We start from the raw sequence: 22846 nt of genomic DNA on the forward strand, positions 1-22846 counted from the left end.
GTTCTATTCGCCTCCAAAAGCATATTGATCCTCGAGCGCCTGCCTGTCCCGGTTGATCGAAGCATGGACCGCAAAACCGGCGATCGTCAGCACCGCTATGACAACAGCCAGCCAGGCTACCGGCGTCAGTCCTCCCCAATCATACAAGACCCCCATTGCATAAGGACCGACAACCCTTCCCGCAAATCCCATGCCCCCTACGAGCCCCAGATAAAAAGGAGCCGTCTTCCCGGTATGCTCCGAGATAAACGCAGGGATCGCAGGCGAAATCAGCATTTCACCTATCGTTGCCAGCACCATGGCGAAAGCCATGGCCGAATAGCTGTGGAACGCCAAGATGCAAATATACGCCAGCAGGTAGAAAACCCCGCTCGCCAGCATCTGCCGCTGCGGCGTTTCGGCGCACAGACGCCGGATCCAGGAGACCAGCGGCTGCGCTGCAAAGATCAATACACCGTTTAAAGTCCACAAAATGCTGTACCGCCACTCCGGCATGCCCATGGTGATCGTATAAGGCGATACGCCATTGTTCCAGATGCTGTTGGCCAGCCACAGAAACAGCGAACCGACTCCCATAAACAAATAAACCCGGTAATCGGAAAGCAGCTCCAGCGGGCGGTGACCACTGGTCGATTTGCTGCGTCTTCCGACCTTGAGATCGCCCTGCTCCCGCTCGACGCGGCTGAGATAAGCAAAGAAGAACAACGCGAATACCAGCGAGGTCGCCCCGTTAGCCATAAAGCTCAAATGATAAGAAATTCGCGCCAGCACGCCGCTTAACGCCGTGCCCAGCGCCACCCCGATATTGTTCGCCACGTAGACTACGTTGAACATCTCGGCCCTCTTCTGCGTAAATCTGAATCCGATAAAGGCCTGAATGGCCGGCATGGACATCGCATTGGTAAAGCCGATGATCAGCATAAGCCCCATAAAGACATGCCAGTCTGCCGCCCCGTAAGGAAGGAACAGCAGGCCCGCCGCATTGAACACAAGCGACCCGACGATCAGCCGTTTCACGCCTACCCGGTGGTAAAGCGCACCCCCAAGGATTTGGCCTGCAATGCCGCCGATATTCTGCACCAGAATCACCAGACCGGCATCGGTCATGCTCCGGCCCATCTCCTTGAAGATAAACATCGTGATCAGCGGCCACATCAGCGAACCGCCGGCGGAATTGATCAAGCTTGCCACCAGAAAGACTTTGACTTCCCGCGGATAATTCTGTAACCCTTTCATCTGCATAAAGCTCCTATATTCATGTTGTCATCGTCTTCTTCCATCTCAGATGCCAATGTCATCCAGCTTCCAGTATGGCGCAATTGATCGGCAGCGGCAAGCAAATAATCTTCCTGTCTCCAGCTATTCCTTCAACCGTTCAACCTCTACTGCCGTTGAGAAAAATGTTGCTCCGCCGCCCATGTCCGCCAGCCGGCCGGAGGTCAAGGCATTGACCCGCGTCTGCCTGCCGTCTTCGCCCCAACACAAGCCCTGGCTGACGACCGTTCCCGGCAGCATCCGCTCGGTCACAACCGCCGCGGCCTCCAATTGTCCGCGGTCATTCCGGACACTGACCCGGTCTCCATTCCGGATCGCTCGTGGAAGCGCATCTTCGGGGTGAATCTGCAGGACAGGCCCCTTCTCCAGCTTCGCCAGCTTCTCTACGTTAGCGAAAGTAGAGTTCAGGAAGCTGTGATTCGGCGGGCTGATAAACATCAGCGGGTAAAGCTCGCCGACGCCAGGCCGCCGGCGTCCATCATAACCTTCTGTCAGCGGAATATAGGTAGGCAGAGGCGGCAGGCCGGCTTCCTCCATGCGCTGTGAATACAGCTCTATTTTCCCGGAGGGGGTGGTCAGCTGATCTAAATAATGGCGATGCTCAAACGGCTCCATGTTCAGCTTGACGAAACGCTTCTCCTTCAGCTTGTCCAGCGTTACGCCGTCCAAGTACGGATTCGCAGCATAATCCAGCGCCTGGCGGATCAGGTCCGCCTCAGAGTCCCGGAAATCCGGCTCATCAAACCCCATCGCTTCGGCCAGCAGCCTGAACAGCTCAAAATTGCTTTTGCTTTCCCCTTCAGCCGGGATGACCGGCTCCTGAAGCTGCATGTACAGATGCCAATAGGAGCCGTAGAGATCCGTATTCTCAAAGGTAGAGGTCGCCGGGAGCAAAATGTCCGCGTATTTAGCCGTATCGGTCAGGAAGAGATCATGAACAACGGTGAACAAATCCTCCCTCATCAATCCGGCCAGCACCCGCTCCGTATCCGGCGCTACAACGGCCGGGTTCGCGCAGTAGACGAACAAGGAACGGATCTTGGGCTTCAGCTCAAGGAGAGCTTCGCCGATCCGGACCATGTTAACCGTGCGGGTCTGCGGATCGGCTCTCAATCCTGGCTGCTCCAAGGCTTCCCCATTAATCGAGCCATAGGCCATATTCGATTTGAACGCCCCGCCGCCCTTTATCTTCCAGGCGCCGGTCAAAGCCGGCAGGCAGGCGATGGTGCGGACAGCCATCCCGCCGTTGTCATGATGCTGCAGCCCGTTCCCGATGTGGATGTAAGCCGGGGAGGTTTCGGCATACAGCTGTGCCAGCTTGATGATGTCCTCTGCAGGCACACCCGTGATCTCAGCCACCAGCTCCGGCGTGTAAGTCTTAACCTGTTCGCGCAGCTGTTCATGACCGACCGTATAAGCCGAGAGGAACACTTCATCCGTCCAGCCGCGTTCGAACAGCACATGCATCAAGCCAAGGGCAAGCGCAGCGTCTGTACCGGGGTGAACGGGAATGAACCAGTCGGCTCGTTCACCGGTTTTATTTTTGTGGACGTCAATCACAACCAGCTTGGCCCCCTGCTTGCGGGCTTTCTCAATCAGCATGAACTTGTGCATCGAAGTGCTGACGATATTGCCGCCCCATACGATAAACAGCTTGGCTTTCGCCGCGTCCTCGGGAGGCACGCCGCCCCCGAAGCCCATCGTGTAATTCCAGCCGACCGTTCCGGCCGAATTGCAGATGCTGCGCTGAAGCCTGGAAGCCCCGAGCCGGTTAAAGAAACGGCGGTCCATGCCCTGTACGCTCAAATATCCCATATTCCCGTAGAAATTATAGGGCAAAATGGATTCCGGCCCATATTCCCGGCTCAAGTGGCGGTAACGGTCCGCAATTTCCTGAAGGGCTTCCTCCCAGGTAATCCGCTTGAATCGGCCTTCTCCCTTTCGGCCAACCCGCTTCATCGGGTACAAGATACGCTCTGAATGATAGATCCGTTCCGTCATATTCCGAACCTTATTGCAGATGGCTCCCGCCGTAATCGGATGTTCGGGGTTGCCTTCGACTTTTACGATTCTGCCGCCACGCTTATGCACAAGCAAACCGCACGTATCCGGGCAATCCAGCGGACATACGGCGGGAAACAGGCCGTCCGGCTGCTCCGCCATAGATAGGGAAGAACGGGTAAAGTCCTTATCCCCAGACTGTGTAGGCATAAAGGGTGCTCCTCCGATCTGTCTGTCTCTTTCAGCTGTAATATCTATAAATCTATTATTACTTCATCCGGCAGGTGTTTCAATCTTAAATCCGCAGGGTAATAACCAGTTGGATAGCAAACCCGTGAATTTGTGACTTCCCCTTAAGCGATATTCATGGAATCTTTGTGCACCCGGCACAGGCAGGAACAACCGCTGCGAACAGCAGCGTTGTTCCTGCTCTTTTTTTGTCTGGAGAATAGGCCGCAGCAAAAAAACAAGCTTTGACGCACCTGCGCGCGCCAAAGCTTGCTGCCTTAAAGATCTTGGTTATTTTGTACTGCCGGATAAAAAATGGTTATTTGCGGGCTCCGCCTTTGGAGGACGCCTGTTTGGCAACCGGTTTACCCGCTACCGGAGCTTGCTTAAGGTAGGCCAGGTAGTAAGCCGTGGCGACGAACAGGGCACCGCCGACAAGGTTGCCGAGCCAGACCGGAACAAAGTTCTCGAAGTATTGCCCCCAAGTGTAGTGGCCTTCGAAGATCGCTGCCGGGATCAGGAACATGTTGGCCACAACGTGCTGGAAGCCGATGGCGACAAACGCCATAACCGGGAACCAGACGGCCAGAATTTTGCCGCTGATATTGTCAGCCCCGTAGGAACCCCAAATCGCCAGCGCAACCAGCCAGTTACAGCCGATACCGGAGAAGAAAGCCTGAACGAAGCTGTCATCCAGCTTATGCCCCGCCATATCGACCAGTTTGTCCAGATAAACGCCGCTGTGCGTCAAACCCACCACATGGCCGAAAAAATAAGCAATAAAGAGGGCCCCCACGAAGTTGGAGATCGTAATCAGCACCAGATTGCCGATAAGTTCACTTGTTCTGATCTTGCCGGCAAAGCGGGAAATCGGCACAGCCATCATATTGCCCGTGAGCAGCTCAGCGCCCGCTACGACGACCAAAATCAGGCCCACTGGAAAGACTGCTGCCCCTATAAAGCTGGAAAGTCCTCCCCACTGTGCGGGCATTCCCGCTGTAACTCGAATATCCAGCAGGAATCCTAACGAAATAAAAGCGCCTCCGAGGAATCCCAATACCAGCATCGTCAGAAGGCTGAGGCGTGCTTTCTTGATCCCGACGTCTACAACAAGATCGGCAATTTCATTCGGTTTGTAATAAGCCATTGCAAAATCTCCTTTTGTTTCCCTTGTGGAAAATTTGTTCTTATTGTACCTTTGCCCAAACGACCAAAAAGTAACATTCGTCACGGCATCGCTTACATTAGGCTTTTAAATTGGCTTTGCCTTGCCTGATCCATTTGCCTCCGAGCCAAATCGCGAGCGTCAGCCAACACCCGCTGGCGATATAGCCGCCAAGAACGTCGCTTGGATAATGGACGCCGAGATAAATTCGGCTTAAGCCAATGCCTGCTATCATGGAACCGTTCAATACCAGAAGTGCGGTTCGTCCAGCCCGGGAGGAAATATGCTTCCACAGCAAATAAGCCAGCGAACCATATAAAGCGAAAGAAACCATGGAATGACCACTGGGGAAGCTGTAACCCGTTTCTTCAATGATGCGGTGCAGATCCGGACGCTCACGCTTGAACATGGACTTGATCACAATGTTCAGCAGACAAGCGCCTAAACATACCCATACAAAAAAAATCAGTTCCCTCCGGTGTCCAAACCCAAAGTACAGCAGCAGCATGATTACGACAATAATGGTGATGACCACCTTGGTTGTTCCGATCCAGCTTAGTGCTTCCATGAAACGGGTCAGACCAGGAGTTTCCCATCCCTGAACCTCTTGAATGATCGTCTGGTCAAAGGATACAATCCACTCACGCCGAATAGACAGCGCTAACACAACAAACAGAATAGCACAGAGCAGGCTGATTAGGAATGCCAAAGATAAACCTTTGTTTAAATTTTCGTCCTTCATTCTCCTTAAACCTTTCTATCCCATGTAAACATACATTGTCCACTTTATCGTCATTTTAAAGCTGTGGCAACGAAAAAAATAAAAGGCAGCGCCGGCAAGGACCATGGTCCTGACCGAGCACTGCCTTTATTTTTTTACTATTAACGGGTAAGCTCCAGGGACGGAACCTCAGGCAAAGCCGCAAGCCCTGCGGTATTCAGGAAGTTCCACGGTTTGTTGTAATGCGGCTGGAAGAAGAAATCGACAAACGCCAGCTCTTCCATCGTCATCTGATTCTGAATGCAAACTGAAAGGGTATTGATCGATTGGGTCAAGTTGGCTTTCGACATGAGCTGGGCTCCGACAATACGGCGGGACACCTTCTCAAACACGACCTTCAGCATCACTTCCTCGTGCGTAGGCATAAATTCCGGCCGGTAATGCTCGCGGATGACTACACTGTCTGTATCGAGACCAGCTTCTTTAGCTCCGATCTCCGTAAGCCCCGTGGCTGCGATGTTGTCTTCATAAATTTTGATGCCCGAGGTTCCTTGTGTCCCCATGTAGGATACCGTAGGTTTGATCAGGTTCCGGGCAATCAAGGTTCCCATGCGGACAGCGTTGGTGGCCAGCGGAATGTAGGCATGCTTCCGGGTAGGGTTGTAGTAGACCGCACAGCTGTCACCGGCCGCGTACACATCCGGGCAGCTGGTCTGCATATAGTTATCGACGATGATCGCTCCGTTCTCCAGCATATCTACCTGGCCTTTGAGCAGTTCCGTATTCGGACGGAAGCCGATACACAGAATTACCAGATCGGCTTCGTATTGTCCTTTATCCGTCATGACCTTGTTTACCTTTCCATCTTCACCTTCAAAGCGGGTCACCTTCTCGCCGAGCGCCAGCTGAATGCCATGCTCCTGCAGGGACATTTCGATTTTGTCCGTGTATTCGGAATCGAGGTATTTGCTCAGGATCCGTTCTTCCGCGTCGATCAACGTGACCTGCTTACCGTTAAGCTGAAAAGCTTCTACGAGCTCAACGCCGATGTAACCGGCGCCTACAACAACAATGCTGGTGGCCTGCTTCGCCTTCTCAATGATCGTATTAGAATGGTTATAATTCTTGGATAACAGGATGTTGTCCAGATCGCCGCCTTCAAATTTGGGAACAATCGGCCAGGAGCCGGTTGTAACAATCAGCTTGTCGAAAGAATCCTGCATCACTTCCCCGGTTGCCAGATTTCTTGCGGTTAATGTTTTGCCCGCCGTATCAACAGCGGTCACTTCATGCAGCATCCGGGTTTCAACACCCAGCTCTTTGAGCTGCTCAGGCGAGGAATAAAACAGTCCGGCCGGATCCTTGACCATTCCTCCTACATAAAGCGCAATGCCGCAGGAAAGGAAAGAAATATTATCATTCCGTTCGTAGACGGTAATCTGGGCTTCCGGATACAGTTTCGCCGCATTCACAATAGCTGCCGTACCTGCATGAGTACATCCAATCACAGCAATCTTCATCTCAAAATTCCTCCTCAGGGTTGAAAATAGATTCGAAAATGGACATTCCGGCGGATGGGACGCTCGCTAAATTCAATCTGTATATTTGCTTTTTGGTTTGTGAAAATGTTCACCTTGTTTATGAGTTTTATTATAGTGTGACTTTTTTCACATATCAAGTGATTTTTTTCACTTTCATGATTTGTTCACAATTAAAGGACTGTAGAATTCAAGCACGGCCGCCTTGATCCTAATACCTGAATGTTAGATTTCCCTGTATCGGCTGCCTTCAATCCATGTAAAATAAAGTTAAAAAGGAACGACTTCCAAGGAGGATTTCGCTTATGTCTGACTTCGTTCGCTGGCTGTCTTACCTGGGATATGCCCTGCTGGCCACCGCCATTCTGCTAAGCGGCTCGGCCGTCGGCGGCGATCGGATGCGTGCCAATCAGGCTTATGAAAGCATGAATGATCAGGATGGAATGGGACGAAGAACCCGGCTGAAATGGACGGGCTGGTTGTTCCTGGCCGGAGTGCTTGCGTTGGCTGCCGCCTTTATTTTGCATAGAGTGGCGGAGTAAAAAAAAGACCCTCCCTGCAATAAACAGTTCGGGTCCTGCCTTTAATTCAAAATGACGTTTTGTTTAAGAGCATTCACAATATCGTCGCTGACTAAAGTCAATCTCCAGATCGCAATTCCCTTCAAGTCATATCGCTTGGCCAGCCCGACAGGGCCCCTTAGAGACTGGGCATTCTCGCTGCCAAGGGAAATGCCGAGCACAAGCTTGCTTTTGTCCACCTGCTGCAGGGCCAGCTTGATCGCAGTATCTATGCTGCTCAGCGGCTCCGGTCCGGATTCCTGTTTAAAATCATAAGCCATAATGATCAATTCATCCGCATAAGAGCCCAGCGTTTTGTAATCATAACCTTTATAAGAGCCGTTTAAAGGATGCAGGGCCAGAGACAGCTTGAGTCCAGCCTGATGGGCTGCCGCCGCTATATCTTTAACAAAGGTATTCAATGACTGCTGTACTACCTGCGCGTCCCCCGTCAGTCCCAGTCCTTCAAAATCCAGAGTAATGCCCGTAAAATGTTTGTCCGATGCCAAACTCACTATATCCGTTATGGCTGAAGCACGCAGCGAAGGATCGCCAAGCAGCCTGGTCAGCTCCCCTTTGCCGTCGGTGCCTACCACCATAAGCTGTGCATCCTGTCCAGCGGGTTCAGCTCCTTCTACCAGCGATTCCGGAGTAATGTCGCCGGCGGCTTCCGGCCAGTAATAATCCTTGCCGTCCAGGATCACTTTGCCGTCTTCACCAATCCGGGTCCAGCCGAAGGAGACGCCATCAAACAGCGGCATGTAGCTGCGTTTGGCAAACGAATTCAGCGCATAAAAGACAGAAGTGTACAGATCCTCAGCCGGGGACTGGATCGACACCGTCTTGGTCGCTCCGTTCCAGCTTACAGTCGCGCCGAATTGACTGCTGAAGAAGCTGAGCGGCACAAGCACGCTCCCATTTTGAGCATAAGGAGCAATAGCCAGCGCAACAGCGCGGCCATCCACCGAGGCTTGCTTGCTGCCCTGTTTGAGAACTACTTTACGGGTCTGTCCCCCGTTTGCAGCCTTGGTTGCGGTAATCGTCCGGGCTTTCGCGTCCCATTGCACCGTTATATGCAGAGCTTCGGCCACCGCCCGGAACGGAACCATCGTGGTTCCCGACTTGACCACGGGAGGAGCAGGGAATGGCAAATGGTATCCGTCCAGCAGAATAGCAGGCGCAGCAGCCGACTGAGCCGCGGCGGCCGATGCTGACGGAGCTTTCCCGGCAGGAACACCAATGCCGGCCAAGAGAAGAGCGGCCGCCACTGACGACATGAAATATTTCTTGAGTTGGCGAGATTTCAACGTAAACGCCCCTTTCATTCTGATCAATTCCTATAAATCTGTCATGACTAGTAAACTATGAATCTATCAACTCTTCCTAGTATACTTAATTCAGGGTTGAATTCCAAATTTAGTATCTTTGAGCGAAACTTCGGTGATTTAATGGAATTTAATAGATTCTGCTCAGTTCAGCTGAAAAGCACAGCAAAAAACGCAGTTCCCCACAGGAGGAACTGCGTTTAAAAGTCTTCTTATCAAAGCCCGTTCGAGAATTCGCAATTCACAATTACCGGAAGGCTGCCGCCATCTGCGCAGCCGGCGCGACTTCCTTCTCGGCTGCTTTCACACGAGCAGAGGCCTTGCGTCCGCACAGTCCGTAAGGCAGGCAAAGAGGAACACCGCTGCGGGGGTCGATAATAATATCAGCTTCGATCCCGAATACTTCCTGCAGCACTTCAGGAGTCATAACCTCGGTAGGTGCTCCTTCAGCAACTGCTTTACCCGACTTAATGGCAATCATGTGCTGGGCATACCGGGAAGCATGATTAAGATCATGCACCACCATCACGATGGTCCGGTTCTGCTCTGCATTCAGCTCCTCCAGGAGCTCCAGCACCTCGAGCTGATGCGCCATATCCAGGAAAGTGGTTGGTTCGTCAAGGAACAGGATTCCTGTCTCTTGAGCAAGAGCCATGGCAATCCAGGCCCGCTGGCGCTGGCCGCCCGAGAGCTGCTCGATCGGACGCTCCGCAAAAGCGGACATCCCCGTAACCTCGATAGCCCACTCGATCACTTGGCGGTCCTGGGCGCTCATGCTGCCAAAGCCCTTCTGGTAAGGGAAGCGGCCATAGGATACCAGCTCATACACGGTCAAACCGTCCGGAGCAGTCGGGTTCTGCGGCAGAATAGCCAGCTGCTTCGCTACTTCGCGCGTGGACTGCTTATGTATGGATTTCCCATTGAGCAGTACACTCCCGTTCTTAGGTCCATGAATCCGCGCCATGGTCTTTAAGATCGTAGACTTGCCGGAACCGTTAGCTCCTACAAGCGCTGTAATTTTGCCGTCAGGAATCTTGATATTCAAGTCCTCAACGATCAGCCGCTCCTCATACGCGATATCCAAATGAGCCGTTTGCAATGATACCATGGCCATAACTTCCTTTCCCCTGATAAGTGATATATGAACATCCGATTAAGTTCGTTGATAATGATTATCATTTTATATGTATAACCATACTGATAATCATTATCAGTGTCAATAAATTTTTGCGATTTGATGATGATTTTATGAAGATTTGATGAGATTCAGACGGGATTCACAAACTGGATTCACAAACTGGATTCACAAAAAAACCTCCGGATTCAAGAACCCGGAGGTTCCGTTATCCGAAGGTTTTGCCTCAAGCTAATCCGCTCAGGATTTAGCCATGCCCACCAGCATATGCGCCAGCGCATGCTGCTGTTCTTTGTTCCCGGCCTGCCAGAGCTCGCGCAGCAGCTTCTCTTCGGCATTGCGGGGCTCCTCCTGCTTGGCCAGATAAGCGGCCACTTTCTCTGCGGCAACAGCGATGGCTTCGTCGTTCAAGCCGATGTTCTGCGCCAGCTCGATTCTTTTGCTCAAATAGGATTTAAATTCGTTAAAGCTGCCCAGGATTTCATCCTTGCGTCCTTCATCGATCCGGTTCAGCGCATCATCGACTTTGTTCAGCGCCAATTCGCCTTCCTTGTTGACTACATGATTATGTTCAGACATGGACAATACCTCCTTGAGTATGAACCCTAAAGTGCTGTACCGGAGTGCGGTACGGCTCCTCCATAGGTTCCTTACCCGGTCTGCAAACGGCATAAACCTGTCTGACGATAATCAAAACAAGTCTTGGTTTCACCGCTTAATTCGATCATCTAATGTATTGGCAATAAGCTGGCATTACCCATCTCATAAGATAAACGGAAGCCATCAAAAAAGCCGCACATCCGGGACTGATGCCCGAAATGTACGGCTAATTTAAGTGTTGACTGTAGCGTTTCCCTGCAAAAGCCTATTTATTTGCTGACCGGAATCGCATTGTAATACTCCTCAAGGGTAATGCCGCGATCTGCAATTTCCTTAGCGATGTCTTTGCCGACATAACGGATATGCCATGGCTCATATTTGTAGCCGGTGATATCTTCTTTGCCTTCCGGATAGCGGAGAATAAATCCATATTCCGCCGCGTGTTTGGCAATCCATTCTGCCTCCGGCGTTCCGCCAAAGCAGTCTTCGGCCGCACATTTGCCGTCGCTGCCGGAAACGTCGATGGCAAGTCCCGTTTCATGCTCGCTGTAGCCCGGATAAGCGCTGTACGTTCTCGCTTTCTCTTCGCCGTCTCTCTTCACATAGTTCTCGAAAATAACCTTCTGCCGTTCATAAGAACGATAAGCCGAAACGCCAGCCAGATAGATGCCGTCCTTCTTGGCTCCGGCGAACATCTCCTCAAGCGCATCTGCGGCTACTTTGCGCATTTTGCGTTTCTCGATTTTCTCCTTGAACGTAAAAGGCACATTCGGATAAACCAGATCCTCAGGTTCAAAGTTCTCAGGAAGACCAAACTGCTTATTCACCAATACGGCAACGCTGTCCGGATTGGCCACGACAGATTGATCCTTCTGGCCGGAGTCTACGACAGGCTGATGGGGTTCGCTGGAACCGCTGTCCCCCGGAGCATCCGGACTAGCTACGCCCGGATCGGTTGCACCCGAGTCCCCGGAGCCGGTATTTGCAGCAGCATCGGAATCCGGCGTACTTGTATTAGCATCGCTTTGCCCTGCTGCGCCTTCCGTGTCAGTGGCCGCATCATTTCCAGAAGCGGTAGCGGGCTCCAAAATTCCAGTCCCGTTGGATGCCGGCTCTTCACTTGCCGTGTCGTCATTCCCGCCACCACATGCGGTTAGTAGAACGGCTCCGAGCAGCAGCACCGCGGCAGCGGCCGTTCCCTTCTTGAATCCCGTTGATTTCATCGTTGTGTTCCTCCTCCAAGCATACCTTCATCGCTGTATCTCTCTGTATCTGACTGTCCCGATGCCGAGCCTGCAGAGATCTGAAAGGCCCGGCATGCCTATCCAAACCGTACGCCTACTCTCTAAAAAAGACGAAGCAGCCCCGAAAAAAGTTTCTTGCGGCTTTAAGAATTGTCCTCATGCCGTGGTTCTCTCCTGCCAAGGCCATCTGCATTCGGGCTGGCTCAGCCCGCCAGCCGCCTAACCCCGGCGGCCACCTCCGCGGCCGCCGGAAGACGACCCGCGGCCTCCCTTGGAGCCGCCGCGGGAATCCTGCCGCCCGCCGCGCCCGCCGGCGGACGGTCTGCCCTCGCCGCCGCGCTTGCCGCCGCTGCGGCTGCCGTTTGCGCCGGTGCCGCTGCCGCGGCCGGCGCCCGCACCTTGGCGGCCCGCCCCGCGGCGGCCGCCCGGCTTCGCGGAGCGACCTCCAGAGCCGCCTTTGCCCTGGCGGCTCTCGGCGCGTGCTCCGCGCCCGGTTTCACCGGCTTGGCCAGCCTGGCTGGCCGTGCCGGCTTTCTCTACGAGGCCGGTTGAGGCCTCGTAGCGCTGGCGCGGAATACGGAGCCCGAGGAAGCGCTCGATATCGCGCAGCTCCGGCAGATCCTTCGGCGCCACAAACGTGACGGCCAACCCTTTGCCGCCTGCGCGGCCCGTCCGGCCGATCCGGTGCACATAATATTCCACTTCCTGCGGAATATCATAGTTGTAGACGTGGGTTACACCTTCCACGTCGATTCCGCGGGCCGCCACGTCGGTGGCGACCAGCAGCTGCAGCTTGGCGCTGCGGAACGACCGCATCACCTGCTCGCGTTTGGCCTGGGACAAATCGCCGTGCAGCTCGTCCGAAGCATACCCTTTCTCCTGCAGCGCTTCATTCAGCGTCTTCGCCCGGCGTTTCGTCCGGCAGAAGATCACCGCCAGATAAGGGCGGTCCCGTTCAATCATCGACACCAGCGCATCCTGCTTCGAGCGGTCCGTACACTCGATCGCGAGCTGGCGGATGTTGTCCAGCGGGATGTCCGAATCCGAAGAGATCCGGATGTCGCGCGGGCTGTTCATCATATTTTTGGCCAGGCGGCGTACGCCGTCCGGCATCGTTGCCGAGAACAACATGCTTTGACGTCTGCGCGGGATGGAGCGGATAATGGCCTCCACTTCCTGCAGAAATCCCATATGCAGCATCTGATCGGCCTCGTCCAGCACCAGCATGTTCACGCCGCCTAGCGACAAAGACTCCCGGCGCATATGATCCAGCAGCCGTCCCGGCGTGCCGATGACCAGATGGCTGCCGCCCTCCAGCTTGCGGAGCTGCCGCTCCACATCCTGCCCGCCGTATGCGGCCAGCAGCTGCAGGCCCGGCTTGGCCGCTGCAAGCTTGCGCGCTTCGGCCGTCACCTGGATCGCCAGCTCGCGCGTCGGCAGAATAACCAGTGCCTGCGGATGATTTTTACGCAGATCGATTTTCTCTATGATCGGAAGCAGAAAAGCCAGCGTTTTTCCTGTACCCGTCTGTGCCTGGGCAATGACATCCTCCCCGGCCAGCAGCACCGGAAGCGCCTGCTCCTGAACCGGAGTCGGAACCCCGATTCCCTGCTTTTTTAATATTTCATTCATTTCGGGCGTCAGCCCAAATTGCTCAAATGTCGCCAATACGTTCACCTCATTGTGGACTGGACCTTCAGGCCCGTACGGACATTGTAACAAGGAATGGCGCAAATCTAAAGTAAAGCCCGCCAACGACTGTCAATTGACATGCACAAACCCTCAACATCATCTACTCTAACCGGCGGATGTTTCTATTTTGCATCGACTTGTATCCAGCTTGTAAACATTTTCGAAAATGACAAGCTCTATCCCGCAAAAAAAAGCCCGCCCGGATTCCCCACCCGGACAAGCTGCTCCGTTCATCCTATGTATTTCCGAAATTCAAGATTTAGCCGTGCCATTCCCGCTTGCATAAAATTTCGCCAGCTCGACCATCATGCTGCCCATCCGTTCCTCCTGCGGGGCAATAACCCGGCTGAGTCCTGCTTCCTTAAGGCCTTGAGCTGTAATTCTGCCGACCGACACCGCAACAACCGGGCCTTCAAACGCAGAGAGCAGCGCCTCCAGCCGGCCTGAACGCTCCGCATAGTCCAGCAGGAAGCGAACCTGCGGCGCACTGGTGAAAGTAACGGCATCCACTTCTCCGCTCAGCACGTCGCTTAAGAGCTGCTCCAGCTGCTCTTCCGGCGGGGCAATATGGCGGTAGGGCAGCAGCTGCATGATCTCTGCGCCTTCCCGCTCCAGCCACTCCACCAGGAGCGGTGCCGAATCGCCATGCAGCTGGACCATCACCTTCCGGCCTGCCAGCGGCTGTCTTAAGGCCGCCCAGGCGCGAACCAGTCCTTCTGTGCTGCCATCATCGTCGCGGATGACGGGGTTCAGGTTTCTGCGCCGGAGCGCATTAACCGTCTTATAGCCTCGGGCCGCAATCCGCGAATTCTCCAGAAGCTGCTGCAGCTCCCCGGCCTGGCCGATCTCTTCCGCAGCCGCAAACAACGCCTCAAGCCCTACACCGGTCGTGAACACCGCCCACTCGGGCCGGCTCGACAACCACGCCCGAATTCCCTCCTTCAAGGACTCGTCATCCAGAAAAACCGTTCCCTGCGCGGGGCGCAGCAGCGCCTGCCCGCCCATGTTCTCCACCAGCCTGGCCAGCTCTTCCGAACGCCTTGGACCAGTTAAGGCCACTTTTTTCCCCGCAAGCCTGCCTGGTCTTTCTGATCTTTCTGATCTTTCTGGTCTTTCCGTTCCGTCTGCCATACCTTCCTCCCACTCCAGCGGCTCACGCCCGCTTGTTCAGGTATATCCGAATCCCTATCCGAACTCTAACGAACCCTAACCTGCCGTTTAATCCGCCAGCCGGTAGCCTACGCCGCGAACCGTGGCAATATAGTCAGGGGAAGCGGCGCGGTCTCCAAGCTTCTTGCGCAAGCTTTTGATGTGCACATCGACGACATTGCTGCCGCCAAGGAACGTAGTCCCCCACACGGAAGCCAGCAGATCCTCACGGGTCATGACGCTGCCTTCGCTTTCCAGCAGTTGAATGAACAAATCATATTCCGTTTTGGTCAGATCTATCTGCTCGCCTTTGCGATAGACCGCCATCTTCTTGCGGTCAATCCAAAGGTCCTTGAAGATTGCCGGAGAAGTGCCCGCCAGCAGCCGCGAAGCCACGGGACGTTTGCCCTCCGAGCTGCGGATAATCCGCTGGGCGTGATAGACAAGCTCCTGCGGACGGCAAGGCCAAACCAGCAGCTCCTTGCGTTTGAAATCCTCGTCCATGCTGCCGAGCATATCTTCGCGGATCAAATACAGGATCGGCACGCCGCCCGTATCCACCGAACCAAGCGATCGGACGAGCGCAGCATCCTGTTCCCGGTAGCGGGTCAGGTCAAAGATCAGCAGATCAGCCGACAAGGCATTGCGAATGCCTTCCTCGCGGTGGTGGAATACCATGACGTCAAAGCAGCCCTCCGACAAGTCGCGAACCAGTTCATAGATGCCGCCCGGAAAAGGACTGACCACGATCACTCGCTGCGTAACCGGGCAGGCCTCAACGAAGGGCATCGCTTCATTTTCCATATAAACTGCATTCATCCGTTGCTTCTCTCCTTCAAACACTGCGGACACATCCCTCCGAAGACTACGTGTGCATGGTGCACGTCGTAACCCGTTTCTATTGCTACTGCTTTCTTCCAATCTTCCGGAACCGACGTCATGACTTCATCTACACGGCCGCAGGATTCGCAGATAATATGCTGATGTTCATCCATCTTGGCATCGTAGCGGCTGGCTGCTTCGCCGAGCTTCAGCTCGCGTATTAATTCTTTATCGGTCAAGTAACGCAAAGAGTTATATACCGTACCATAGGCAAAATTAAAGCCCTGCTCAACAAGCCGGTTCATCACCTCGGCTGCGGTGGGGTGGTCATCCGAATTTCTTACAATATCATATACGGCTTTCCGTTGGGTCGTTAGGTTCAGGGGTTTCATAGCTGTTCATCCTTCAATTTGATTTTAGAATAAGTATAAATCCTATTTTAGAAAACGTCAATTTCCCATTCATGGAATAATCACCACGAAAGCCGGTATGGCTGCGGGGCTGAATATAGGGGCTAGTTTCTTTTCCGAACCGGGTGGTAATAATTGAAAAGATGCAAGTCTTCGCTTTTAGAGTTCACGATTTCGTCCGTCAAGGACTGTACAGCAATAGCAGGGCCAATAACTTTCAAACCCAAGGAGGAAGATGCGCATGGCAAGCAGCGAAATTCCAAGCACCAGCGAACTGCCCCAATTTCCCGAATCCCTGTGGGAGCGTACCACCGAGTTCCCCCGTTTCCCGCGGCTTCAGGGCGAAACCAATGCGGATGTTGTCGTGGTGGGCGGCGGCATCACCGGACTTACGACAGCCTATCTGCTGATGAAGGAGGGGCTGCAGGTTGCGCTTGTTGAAATGGGCAGCCTGCTCCACGGCACAACCGGGCATACAACGGCCAAAATCACGGCTCAGCACGGACTTATTTATGATCAGCTGATCGGTCACTTCGGAGAAGAGAAAGCCAGATTATATTATGAAGCCAATGAGGAAGCTGTCCGTTTCATGCAGAACTTTGCCAAAGAGCATGGAATTGACTGCGGCATGGTCGAAGAGGATGCCTATTTATTCGCCGAGTCGGACGATGAGCTGAAGGATCTGAAGAAAGAGTGGACAGCTTATCAGAAGCTCGGCATTCCGGGCGAGTGGCAGGAATCCCTTCCGCTGCCCCTCCTGGTTAAAGGGGCCATCAAGCTGCCCGGGCAGGCCCGTTTCCATCCGCTGCAGTATCTCCATTTCATGGTGCAGGAGCTGCAAAAGGGCGGTGCTGCCATTTACGAGCATACTACCATTGCCGAGAAAGTGGACAAGGCGAACGGCCGGCTGAACCTGCATACGGAAGATGGAGCCTCCTCCATCACCTGTAATTATGCCGTTTCCGCTTCCCATTTCCCTTTCTATGACGGAGGCGCGATGTATTTCTCCCGGCTGCACGCCGAACGTTCCTATATCGTAGCCATCGAACCTGAGACCTCATTCCCCGGCGGCATGTATATCAATTGCGGCAATCCGAAACGTTCGCTCAGAGCGGCGGAGTGGAACGGCAAACAGCTGGTTCTAGTCGGTGGAGAGGGCCACAAAACGGGCAAAGCCCTCTGTACGATCCGCAATTACGAAACGTTGGAGCTTTACGGCGCTTCACTGCTTGGAGCAAAAAACATCCCGTTCCGCTGGTCCGCCCAAGACTTGATCACGCTCGACCAGGTGCCTTATATCGGCCAGGCCACAAACGATGACCCGCATATCCTGGTTGCCACAGGCTTCGCCAAATGGGGCATGTCTACCGGGACGCTGGCCGCCCTGATGTTCCGCGACCGGATCATGAAACGGGATAACCGGTACGAGGAAGTGTTCACGCCGCAGCGCTTCAAGGCTGATCCGGGCCTCAAAAATTTCATTGTGCAAAATGCCGGCGTTGCCAAAGATCTCGTAGCCGGAAAAATAGGGCTTGTCCACCGCAAAGTGGACGAGCTCAAGAACGACGAAGGCGCTATCGTCAAACATCTCGGCAAACGGGCCGGGGCCTACAGAGATGAAAAAGGCCAGCTGTACCTGCTTGATGCCACCTGCACCCATATGGGCTGCGAAGTCGACTGGAACGAAGGCGAACGCTCCTGGGACTGCCCGTGCCACGGTTCGCGGTTCAATTACAAAGGCGAGGTTATCGAAGGTCCGGCGACCCAGCCGCTTACGCCGCTGACCCAGCACCAGCATGAAGGCTGATTAGGATCGCCGCCCAATAAAAAGCGGAACACCCCGGCTCACCTGAAACAACCAGGCCGGGGTGTTTGGCTTGCAAGCAGATTCAGCCGAAGAGAATCAAGCGGACTCGGCGGTCCCATCCGGCTTGGAGCTGGTGCGGACCTCCTTCTGCAGCCCGATTTCGGCTGCAAAAAGTTGTGTTATCTTTGGAAGAAAGAAAGGTCTGTTTCTGCGAAGGCATGGATTGAATTCTTGAATCCAACCCGCCGGCAGACCTATCGGCAGAAATTCCCTCCCCGCGTCCTTAAACCTACGCTGTAAATGGAGCGGACTGTTCTGCCGGGAAAGGCAGCGTGAACCCTGAACATGAATAAATCGAGAAACTGGCCGGTGGCGGTGATCGTGCTTCTGGCCATCGGGCTGGCCGGCATGGCTTATCAGCATTTCAAATTCGGCGAAGAGCGGAAGGATTTCGAGCGGCGCTGGAATCTAACTGCCGCTCAGCTGCACAACCTGTCCATTGTGAGCGACGTTCCCTCCGACATTAATTTCATCCCCGCTAAGGAAGGCAGCGGCTACGTCCAGCTGAGCGGCAAGCTCAAGTCTGAAATCGTCCGGAAGCTCAGCCAGACCGAACCGGCCTCGGATGGACTTCAGCTCGACTTGAGTTCTGATTCCTTCTCTATCTTCTCCTTCGACTTCAGGTCAACCAAATCTCAAATCACGGTTGCTCTTCCGGAAGGACTGGAACTCGGACGCTTCCAGCTTGATCTCAAATCCGGCGGCGGCAGCGTCCGTGGAGTGAGAGCCGGCCAAGCCGATTTGAAGACTTCCTCCGGCCGTCTGGTCGTCTCGGACGTCAAAGCGGCTCAGATCAACCTTCACTCCTCTTCCGGCAAAATAACGGCCGAACAGCTGGAAGGCACCCTAACGGCAGCAACAAGCTCCGGCGGCATGTCTTTAACCAGGATTTCCGGAGACGGGACGTATACCTTAAGCTCCGGCCATTTGAACGGAACCGGGATAACCGGCCATGTCGCCATCCAGACCTCATCAGGGGACGTTACGCTGAGTCAATTCAGCGGCAGCGGGCAAATCGCTTCCAGCTCAGGCAGCATTACGCTCAGCGGCCAGCGCTCTGACTCGCTGAATATTACAGCTCGTTCAGGGAACGTTAAGCTGTCCAAAGACGACGCTTTCCGGGGAATATACAATCTTCGGACTAGCTCAGGCAGCATTCACGCGCCCGATTCGCCCGGACAAACCCACGATGTGATCGAGGTCCGGACCCGGTCGGGCAATATTACCATCCGATAAGCTTTACCAGCAGCAAAGCCCGCCGGAATTCCCGGCGGGCTTTGCGTTGCGGCCTGGCGCGCATTCGCGTACGCGCGCCAGGCGTTATTCTTCTTTGGCATTCAAACCTCAACTGTCTGTCTATCCGGACGTAACGCCGCTTCCAGCCTCTATGCTCTTAGGCAATACCCTCGGCTACCGCTTCCCGGTAAGCTTTAAGGGAGAAATAAATCATGGTATCGAGCAGTCCCGAATCCACCTCGGTCAGCAGTCTGCGGGCGAAATCCCAAGCATTCTCCTCGATCCGTAAAGCCAACCGATTGTATTCCGGCTCCGACTGGCATTCATCCAGCTGCTCTGAAAGCAAAGGCAGCTCCGCATCCTCGGCGTGTCCCAGCTCATGAGCCGCAACGATCTTAAGCACATCTTCGGCATATTCCTCCGTACCAAAAATCTGTCTGGCCTGGATGCCGATTTCCTCCAAATATAACGTAACGGAATGATCCTTCATTGTATATTTGCCGCCCACATTGCGGCCGCCGGGAAAACGCGATTTCAGCTTCAGCGAAACCGTGCTGCCCGAGCGCTCCAATAATGGCTCAACTACAAGTCTAGCTGCTGTCTTGTTCAAAATGTAATCCCCTGATTTCTGTTAAGAGTCTAAAGCCCATTATAACCTATCGGTTCTGGCATTTAAACCCAAACCTGTTTATTACCCGCAGAAAATACACCTCAAACAACAAATTGACGTTAATTGTTCAAGAGGGTTGCCTGCTTGCCTGCGGCCATTAAACTCGCCCTCTGGCCCTGCCATGAACTCGGGCTTGCCACCAGCCGCCCTGTCCTATAAAATGAAACTATCTGATGCAAAGGTGGTGAAGGTAGGTTATGGACCGCAAATTGGCGTGGAGCCGGATCGATCAGCTTCCTATGATTTTGTCCGGCATTTTTTACAGAGGTTCGTTGAACGGGATCAGTCTGCCCTTTTTCAACAATCTCATGTACCGCCAAAATTGCGAAATGCCGCTCCTACCTTGACCTCACGGACATTATTTGGGATCACGATTGGTTGATCCCGTCACGATTCGTGGTTCAGAGGCTGCAGGATTTCCTGCAGCCTCTTTTTGTTCTCTTTAAGAGGTCTGCCAGGGTTCGGAGGACGGCACGGGAACAAGGAGAACTTAATCATGATTCTGCAAACACAACATATTCAAAAATATTACGGTGCCGAGCTGGTGCTCAGCGATGTCTCGCTCGAAATCGGCGCCGGGGAGAAAGTCGGTCTGATTGGCCGTAACGGTGCCGGCAAAACGACGCTGCTGCGCGTCCTGTCCGGACTGGAGAAGCCGGACGGCGGACAGCTTGCTGTCCAGAAAGGCACACGGATCGGCGTGCTGGCGCAAATTCCGCAGGGCCTGGAGGGCCAGACGGTCTATGGCAAGCTTCAGGAGGCCTTTAAAGAGCTGCTGGACTGCCAGGCCGAAATGGAGCGGCTGGCTTTGGAGCTTGGCAGCAGCGGAGGCGCAGGACAAGAAGCCGCGAATCACGAGGCCGCATTGGCCAAATATGGTCAGCTGCTGGAGAAGTTCGAGGCCGGCGGGGGTTATGAAATGGATGCCCGTATCGAGCGGGTTACCCGAGGTCTGGGCATCCCCGAAGAGCAGCTTGAACGGCCTTTCGCCTCGCTGTCGGGCGGGGAGAAGACGAAGATCGGTCTGGCCGTCATTTTGCTGCAGGACCCTGACCTGCTGATTCTTGATGAGCCGACCAATCACCTCGACCTGGAGGCCGTGCGATGGCTGGAGGAGTATCTTCGTGCGCTTAAGGCGGCCGTTATCGTGATTTCTCATGACCGCTATTTTCTGGATGCCGTCACAGTCAAAACGATCGAAATTGAAGACGGAGAAGCCTTCACTTATCATGGGAACTACAGCTGCTACAAAACGGAAAAAGAAGCCCTGCTAATGCGGCAGTTCGCCGATTACCAGGAGCAGCAGAAGAAGATCAGGAAGATGCAGGAGACGATCAAGCAGCTCATTGAATGGGGCAACCGCTCCAACCCGCCGAATGCCGGCTTCCACCGCCGGGCGGCCTCGATGCAGAAGGCGCTGGATCGCATGGTCAAGCTGAAGCGGCCGGTGCTGGAGCGCAAGGCGATCGACCTGCAGCTGACGCAGCAGGACCGCTCCGGCAAACGGGCGATGGTCCTCGACCAGGCCGGCAAAAGCTTCGGCGGGCGCCGGCTGTTCGCGGGTCTGAACGCGACCCTCATGTACGGCGACTGCGCCGTCCTGATCGGCGGCAACGGGACAGGCAAAAGCACCCTGCTGAAGTGCGCAATCGGCCAGGAGACGCTGGACGAAGGCGAAGCCCGCCTCGGTTCCCGGGCGGAGCTTGGATACCTCGCCCAAGAGAGCGTGCCGGACGCGGGCAAAGACACGGTGCTGGACTATTACCGGCGCGAAGCCGGAATGGAGACCGGAGAAGCGCGCGGCCAGCTGGCGCGCTTCCTGTTCTACGGCGCCGACGTGTTCAAACGCGTCAGCGACCTGTCAGGCGGCGAGTGGACGCGGCTGCGGCTCGCCATCCTGATGCGGCAGCAGCCAAACCTGCTGCTGCTCGACGAACCGACGAACCACCTCGATATCGACTCCCGCGAAGCGCTGGAGGAGGCGCTGGAGGAGTTCGCCGGCTCGGTGCTTGCGGTCTCTCATGACCGCTACTTCATCAACCGGATTGCCAGCCGGATCTGGAGCCTGGAAGCAGGGCAGCTGTATGATTACGCCGGCAATTACGACGATTATCTGGAGCAGCGGGCAGGCAGACGGGACTTCTCTGGCGGGGTCCTGAAGGCTGAGGCCGAGGCTCCGTCTGCTCCCGCTCCACTGCCCTTGGCCCCGCCGGTCAAACCGTCCGGCGGCTCTAAACAGCCAGCGGCAGCCAATCCCGCCTCGATCGCCCGGCTGGAACGGGACATTGCCGAGACAGAGTCCGCCCTGGCCCGTTTGGATGCCGCCATGCTGGAGCCGGCAAACGCCTGTGACGCCGAGAAGCTTCAGAGGCTGCAAGCAGAACGCGAGCCTCTGCAAAGCAGGCTGGACGCTTTTTATGAACGATATTTTGTTATGCTTGAGGAATAACTCAAAATCAAGGATTAGAGGAGGTTACCGTCATCGAAACCCAGCAACCGATTGTTCTCCACCCGGAGGAGCCGCGAATCAAGGAGCTATGCCGCCTCGATCCCCGGCTCGGCGCGCTGATCGCCCGGCTTGGGGCCCTTACGATTTCTCTGGAGCGGGACCCGTTTGAATCGCTGGTCCGCTCCATCATCAGCCAGCAGATTTCCGTGAAAGCTGCGGCCACCATCCGCGAGCGCGTTAGACAGCTTGCCGGAGCCTTTACGCCCCAGGCGCTGCATGCGCTTGAGGACGAATCTTTGCGCGGCGCCGGATTGTCAGCCTCCAAAACCGCTTATCTCCGCGACTTGAGCAGCAAGGTATTATCGGGGGAGCTGGATTTTGCAGCCTTCCCGCAAATGGACGACGAGCAGGTCATTGCCGCGTTGACCTCGGTGAAGGGCATTGGGCGGTGGACCGCCGAAATGTTCCTGATGTTCGTGCTCGGCCGCGAGAACGTCATTTCGTTCGGCGATGCCGGCCTACAGCGGGCTGCGCTTTGGCTGTACGGCCTGGAGCCCAGACAGGATAAAAAATATTTGCAGCAGGTCGCCCACCTTTGGCCATCCTATGGCTCTTACGTTTGTCTGTACCTGTGGGAAGCTATCAATCAGGGGCTGGTGGATTCCGGCCAAACCCTGGACGAATTAACCGTCTGAAGCCGATCCTGACCTTAACCTATCCGCACCGGTCCCTTCCCGGCAGGCTTGGCTGCCGAATGGA

At 54.8% G+C, this 22846-nt stretch carries 20 protein-coding genes; 6 read left to right on the plus strand and 14 right to left on the minus strand.

Going from position 1 to position 22846, the window contains the following annotated elements; translation table 11 throughout:
- Positions 1–3 precede the first annotated feature (3 nt).
- The 5 genes from AWM70_RS17605 to AWM70_RS17625 form a co-directional block, all read right to left on the minus strand.
- On the minus strand, positions 4–1236 hold the full coding sequence (locus tag AWM70_RS17605) for an MFS transporter (protein WP_068698578.1): 1233 nt from the start codon (positions 1234–1236) through the stop codon (positions 4–6).
- 123 nt (positions 1237–1359) lie between these two features.
- Positions 1360–3438 carry a molybdopterin-containing oxidoreductase family protein gene (locus AWM70_RS17610; RefSeq protein WP_068700807.1) on the minus strand — a complete coding sequence of 693 codons (2079 nt, stop codon included), beginning with the start codon at positions 3436–3438 and terminating at the stop codon, positions 1360–1362.
- Between the two features lie 385 nt (positions 3439–3823).
- Positions 3824–4651, minus strand: a complete 828-nt coding sequence (locus AWM70_RS17615) for a formate/nitrite transporter family protein (RefSeq protein WP_068698580.1) — start codon at positions 4649–4651, stop codon at positions 3824–3826.
- 97 nt (positions 4652–4748) lie between these two features.
- A complete protein-coding gene (locus tag AWM70_RS17620; RefSeq protein ID WP_068698582.1) occupies positions 4749–5411 on the minus strand; it encodes a phosphatase PAP2 family protein in 663 nt (220 codons plus the stop codon).
- Between the two features lie 140 nt (positions 5412–5551).
- Positions 5552–6910, minus strand: coding sequence for an FAD-dependent oxidoreductase (locus tag AWM70_RS17625; protein ID WP_068698584.1), 1359 nt, complete (start codon positions 6908–6910; stop codon positions 5552–5554).
- A 323-nt stretch (positions 6911–7233) separates the two neighbouring features.
- Between AWM70_RS17625 and AWM70_RS17630 the strand changes: the two genes are divergently transcribed.
- Positions 7234–7470, plus strand: coding sequence for a DUF5316 family protein (locus tag AWM70_RS17630; protein WP_068698586.1), 237 nt, complete (start codon positions 7234–7236; stop codon positions 7468–7470).
- A gap of 41 nt (positions 7471–7511) precedes the next feature.
- Here AWM70_RS17630 and AWM70_RS17635 read toward each other — a convergent pair whose 3' ends face one another.
- The 8 genes from AWM70_RS17635 to AWM70_RS17670 form a co-directional block, all read right to left on the minus strand.
- A complete protein-coding gene (locus AWM70_RS17635) occupies positions 7512–8765 on the minus strand; it encodes a stalk domain-containing protein (protein WP_068700809.1) in 1254 nt (417 codons plus the stop codon).
- Between the two features lie 295 nt (positions 8766–9060).
- Positions 9061–9921: an ABC transporter ATP-binding protein gene (locus AWM70_RS17640; RefSeq protein ID WP_068698587.1), complete on the minus strand. Its 861-nt coding sequence runs from the start codon at positions 9919–9921 to the stop codon at positions 9061–9063.
- 267 nt (positions 9922–10188) lie between these two features.
- The gene (locus AWM70_RS17645; RefSeq protein WP_068698589.1) at positions 10189–10527 is read right to left on the minus strand and encodes a DUF3243 domain-containing protein; all 339 of its coding nucleotides are present in this window, start codon (positions 10525–10527) and stop codon (positions 10189–10191) included.
- Positions 10528–10817: 290 nt separating this feature from the next.
- Complete coding sequence (locus AWM70_RS17650; RefSeq protein WP_068698591.1) at positions 10818–11771, minus strand: M15 family metallopeptidase; 954 nt, start codon at positions 11769–11771, stop codon at positions 10818–10820.
- Positions 11772–12011: 240 nt separating this feature from the next.
- On the minus strand, positions 12012–13460 hold the full coding sequence (locus AWM70_RS17655; RefSeq protein WP_418303185.1) for a DEAD/DEAH box helicase: 1449 nt from the start codon (positions 13458–13460) through the stop codon (positions 12012–12014).
- Between the two features lie 276 nt (positions 13461–13736).
- Complete coding sequence (locus AWM70_RS17660; RefSeq protein WP_068698593.1) at positions 13737–14615, minus strand: uroporphyrinogen-III synthase; 879 nt, start codon at positions 14613–14615, stop codon at positions 13737–13739.
- An 87-nt stretch (positions 14616–14702) separates the two neighbouring features.
- Positions 14703–15452: a winged helix-turn-helix transcriptional regulator gene (locus tag AWM70_RS17665; protein WP_068698595.1), complete on the minus strand. Its 750-nt coding sequence runs from the start codon at positions 15450–15452 to the stop codon at positions 14703–14705.
- On the minus strand, positions 15449–15847 hold the full coding sequence (locus tag AWM70_RS17670; protein ID WP_068698597.1) for a Fur family transcriptional regulator: 399 nt from the start codon (positions 15845–15847) through the stop codon (positions 15449–15451). Before AWM70_RS17670 ends, AWM70_RS17665 begins: the two co-directional genes overlap by 4 nt.
- Before the next feature lie 259 nt (positions 15848–16106).
- On the opposite strand from AWM70_RS17670, the gene AWM70_RS17675 reads away from it, so the two are divergent.
- Positions 16107–17672 carry an FAD-dependent oxidoreductase gene (locus tag AWM70_RS17675; protein WP_206093374.1) on the plus strand — a complete coding sequence of 522 codons (1566 nt, stop codon included), beginning with the start codon at positions 16107–16109 and terminating at the stop codon, positions 17670–17672.
- 345 nt (positions 17673–18017) lie between these two features.
- A complete protein-coding gene (locus AWM70_RS17680) occupies positions 18018–18968 on the plus strand; it encodes a DUF4097 family beta strand repeat-containing protein (protein WP_068698601.1) in 951 nt (316 codons plus the stop codon).
- A 157-nt stretch (positions 18969–19125) separates the two neighbouring features.
- On the opposite strand, the gene AWM70_RS17685 is transcribed toward AWM70_RS17680, so the two are convergent.
- A complete protein-coding gene (locus tag AWM70_RS17685; RefSeq protein WP_068698603.1) occupies positions 19126–19578 on the minus strand; it encodes a hypothetical protein in 453 nt (150 codons plus the stop codon).
- 299 nt (positions 19579–19877) lie between these two features.
- Here AWM70_RS17685 and AWM70_RS24355 point away from each other — a divergent pair, with 299 nt between their 5' ends.
- From AWM70_RS24355 to AWM70_RS17695, 3 genes are all read left to right on the plus strand, one after another.
- Positions 19878–19985, plus strand: a complete 108-nt coding sequence (locus AWM70_RS24355) for an RAxF-45 family protein (protein WP_418303223.1) — start codon at positions 19878–19880, stop codon at positions 19983–19985.
- 149 nt (positions 19986–20134) lie between these two features.
- Positions 20135–22087: a ribosomal protection-like ABC-F family protein gene (gene abc-f / locus AWM70_RS17690; protein WP_068698605.1), complete on the plus strand. Its 1953-nt coding sequence runs from the start codon at positions 20135–20137 to the stop codon at positions 22085–22087.
- 188 nt (positions 22088–22275) lie between these two features.
- Positions 22276–22782, plus strand: coding sequence for a DNA-3-methyladenine glycosylase family protein (locus AWM70_RS17695; RefSeq protein ID WP_257784546.1), 507 nt, complete (start codon positions 22276–22278; stop codon positions 22780–22782).
- Positions 22783–22846 lie beyond the last annotated feature (64 nt).

Source organism: Paenibacillus yonginensis (assembly GCF_001685395.1).
Classification (GTDB): Bacteria; Bacillota; Bacilli; order Paenibacillales; family Paenibacillaceae; genus Fontibacillus; species Fontibacillus yonginensis.

Coding starts and splice junctions, on each gene's coding strand:
- AWM70_RS17625 (WP_068698584.1), bottom strand. CDS start 6,910: ATGAAGATTGCTGTGATTGGATGTACTCATGCAGGTACGGCAGCTATT.
- AWM70_RS17675 (WP_206093374.1), top strand. CDS start 16,107: ATGGCAAGCAGCGAAATTCCAAGCACCAGCGAACTGCCCCAATTTCCC.
- AWM70_RS17650 (WP_068698591.1), bottom strand. CDS start 11,771: ATGAAATCAACGGGATTCAAGAAGGGAACGGCCGCTGCCGCGGTGCTG.
- AWM70_RS17620 (WP_068698582.1), bottom strand. CDS start 5,411: ATGAAGGACGAAAATTTAAACAAAGGTTTATCTTTGGCATTCCTAATC.
- AWM70_RS17615 (WP_068698580.1), bottom strand. CDS start 4,651: ATGGCTTATTACAAACCGAATGAAATTGCCGATCTTGTTGTAGACGTC.
- AWM70_RS17680 (WP_068698601.1), top strand. CDS start 18,018: ATGAATAAATCGAGAAACTGGCCGGTGGCGGTGATCGTGCTTCTGGCC.
- AWM70_RS17630 (WP_068698586.1), top strand. CDS start 7,234: ATGTCTGACTTCGTTCGCTGGCTGTCTTACCTGGGATATGCCCTGCTG.
- AWM70_RS17605 (WP_068698578.1), bottom strand. CDS start 1,236: ATGAAAGGGTTACAGAATTATCCGCGGGAAGTCAAAGTCTTTCTGGTG.
- AWM70_RS17665 (WP_068698595.1), bottom strand. CDS start 15,452: ATGAATGCAGTTTATATGGAAAATGAAGCGATGCCCTTCGTTGAGGCC.
- AWM70_RS17645 (WP_068698589.1), bottom strand. CDS start 10,527: ATGTCTGAACATAATCATGTAGTCAACAAGGAAGGCGAATTGGCGCTG.
- AWM70_RS17635 (WP_068700809.1), bottom strand. CDS start 8,765: ATGTCGTCAGTGGCGGCCGCTCTTCTCTTGGCCGGCATTGGTGTTCCT.
- AWM70_RS17610 (WP_068700807.1), bottom strand. CDS start 3,438: ATGGCGGAGCAGCCGGACGGCCTGTTTCCCGCCGTATGTCCGCTGGAT.
- AWM70_RS17670 (WP_068698597.1), bottom strand. CDS start 15,847: ATGAAACCCCTGAACCTAACGACCCAACGGAAAGCCGTATATGATATT.
- abc-f (WP_068698605.1), top strand. CDS start 20,135: ATGATTCTGCAAACACAACATATTCAAAAATATTACGGTGCCGAGCTG.
- AWM70_RS24355 (WP_418303223.1), top strand. CDS start 19,878: ATGATTTTGTCCGGCATTTTTTACAGAGGTTCGTTGAACGGGATCAGT.
- AWM70_RS17660 (WP_068698593.1), bottom strand. CDS start 14,615: ATGGCAGACGGAACGGAAAGACCAGAAAGATCAGAAAGATCAGAAAGA.
- AWM70_RS17640 (WP_068698587.1), bottom strand. CDS start 9,921: ATGGTATCATTGCAAACGGCTCATTTGGATATCGCGTATGAGGAGCGG.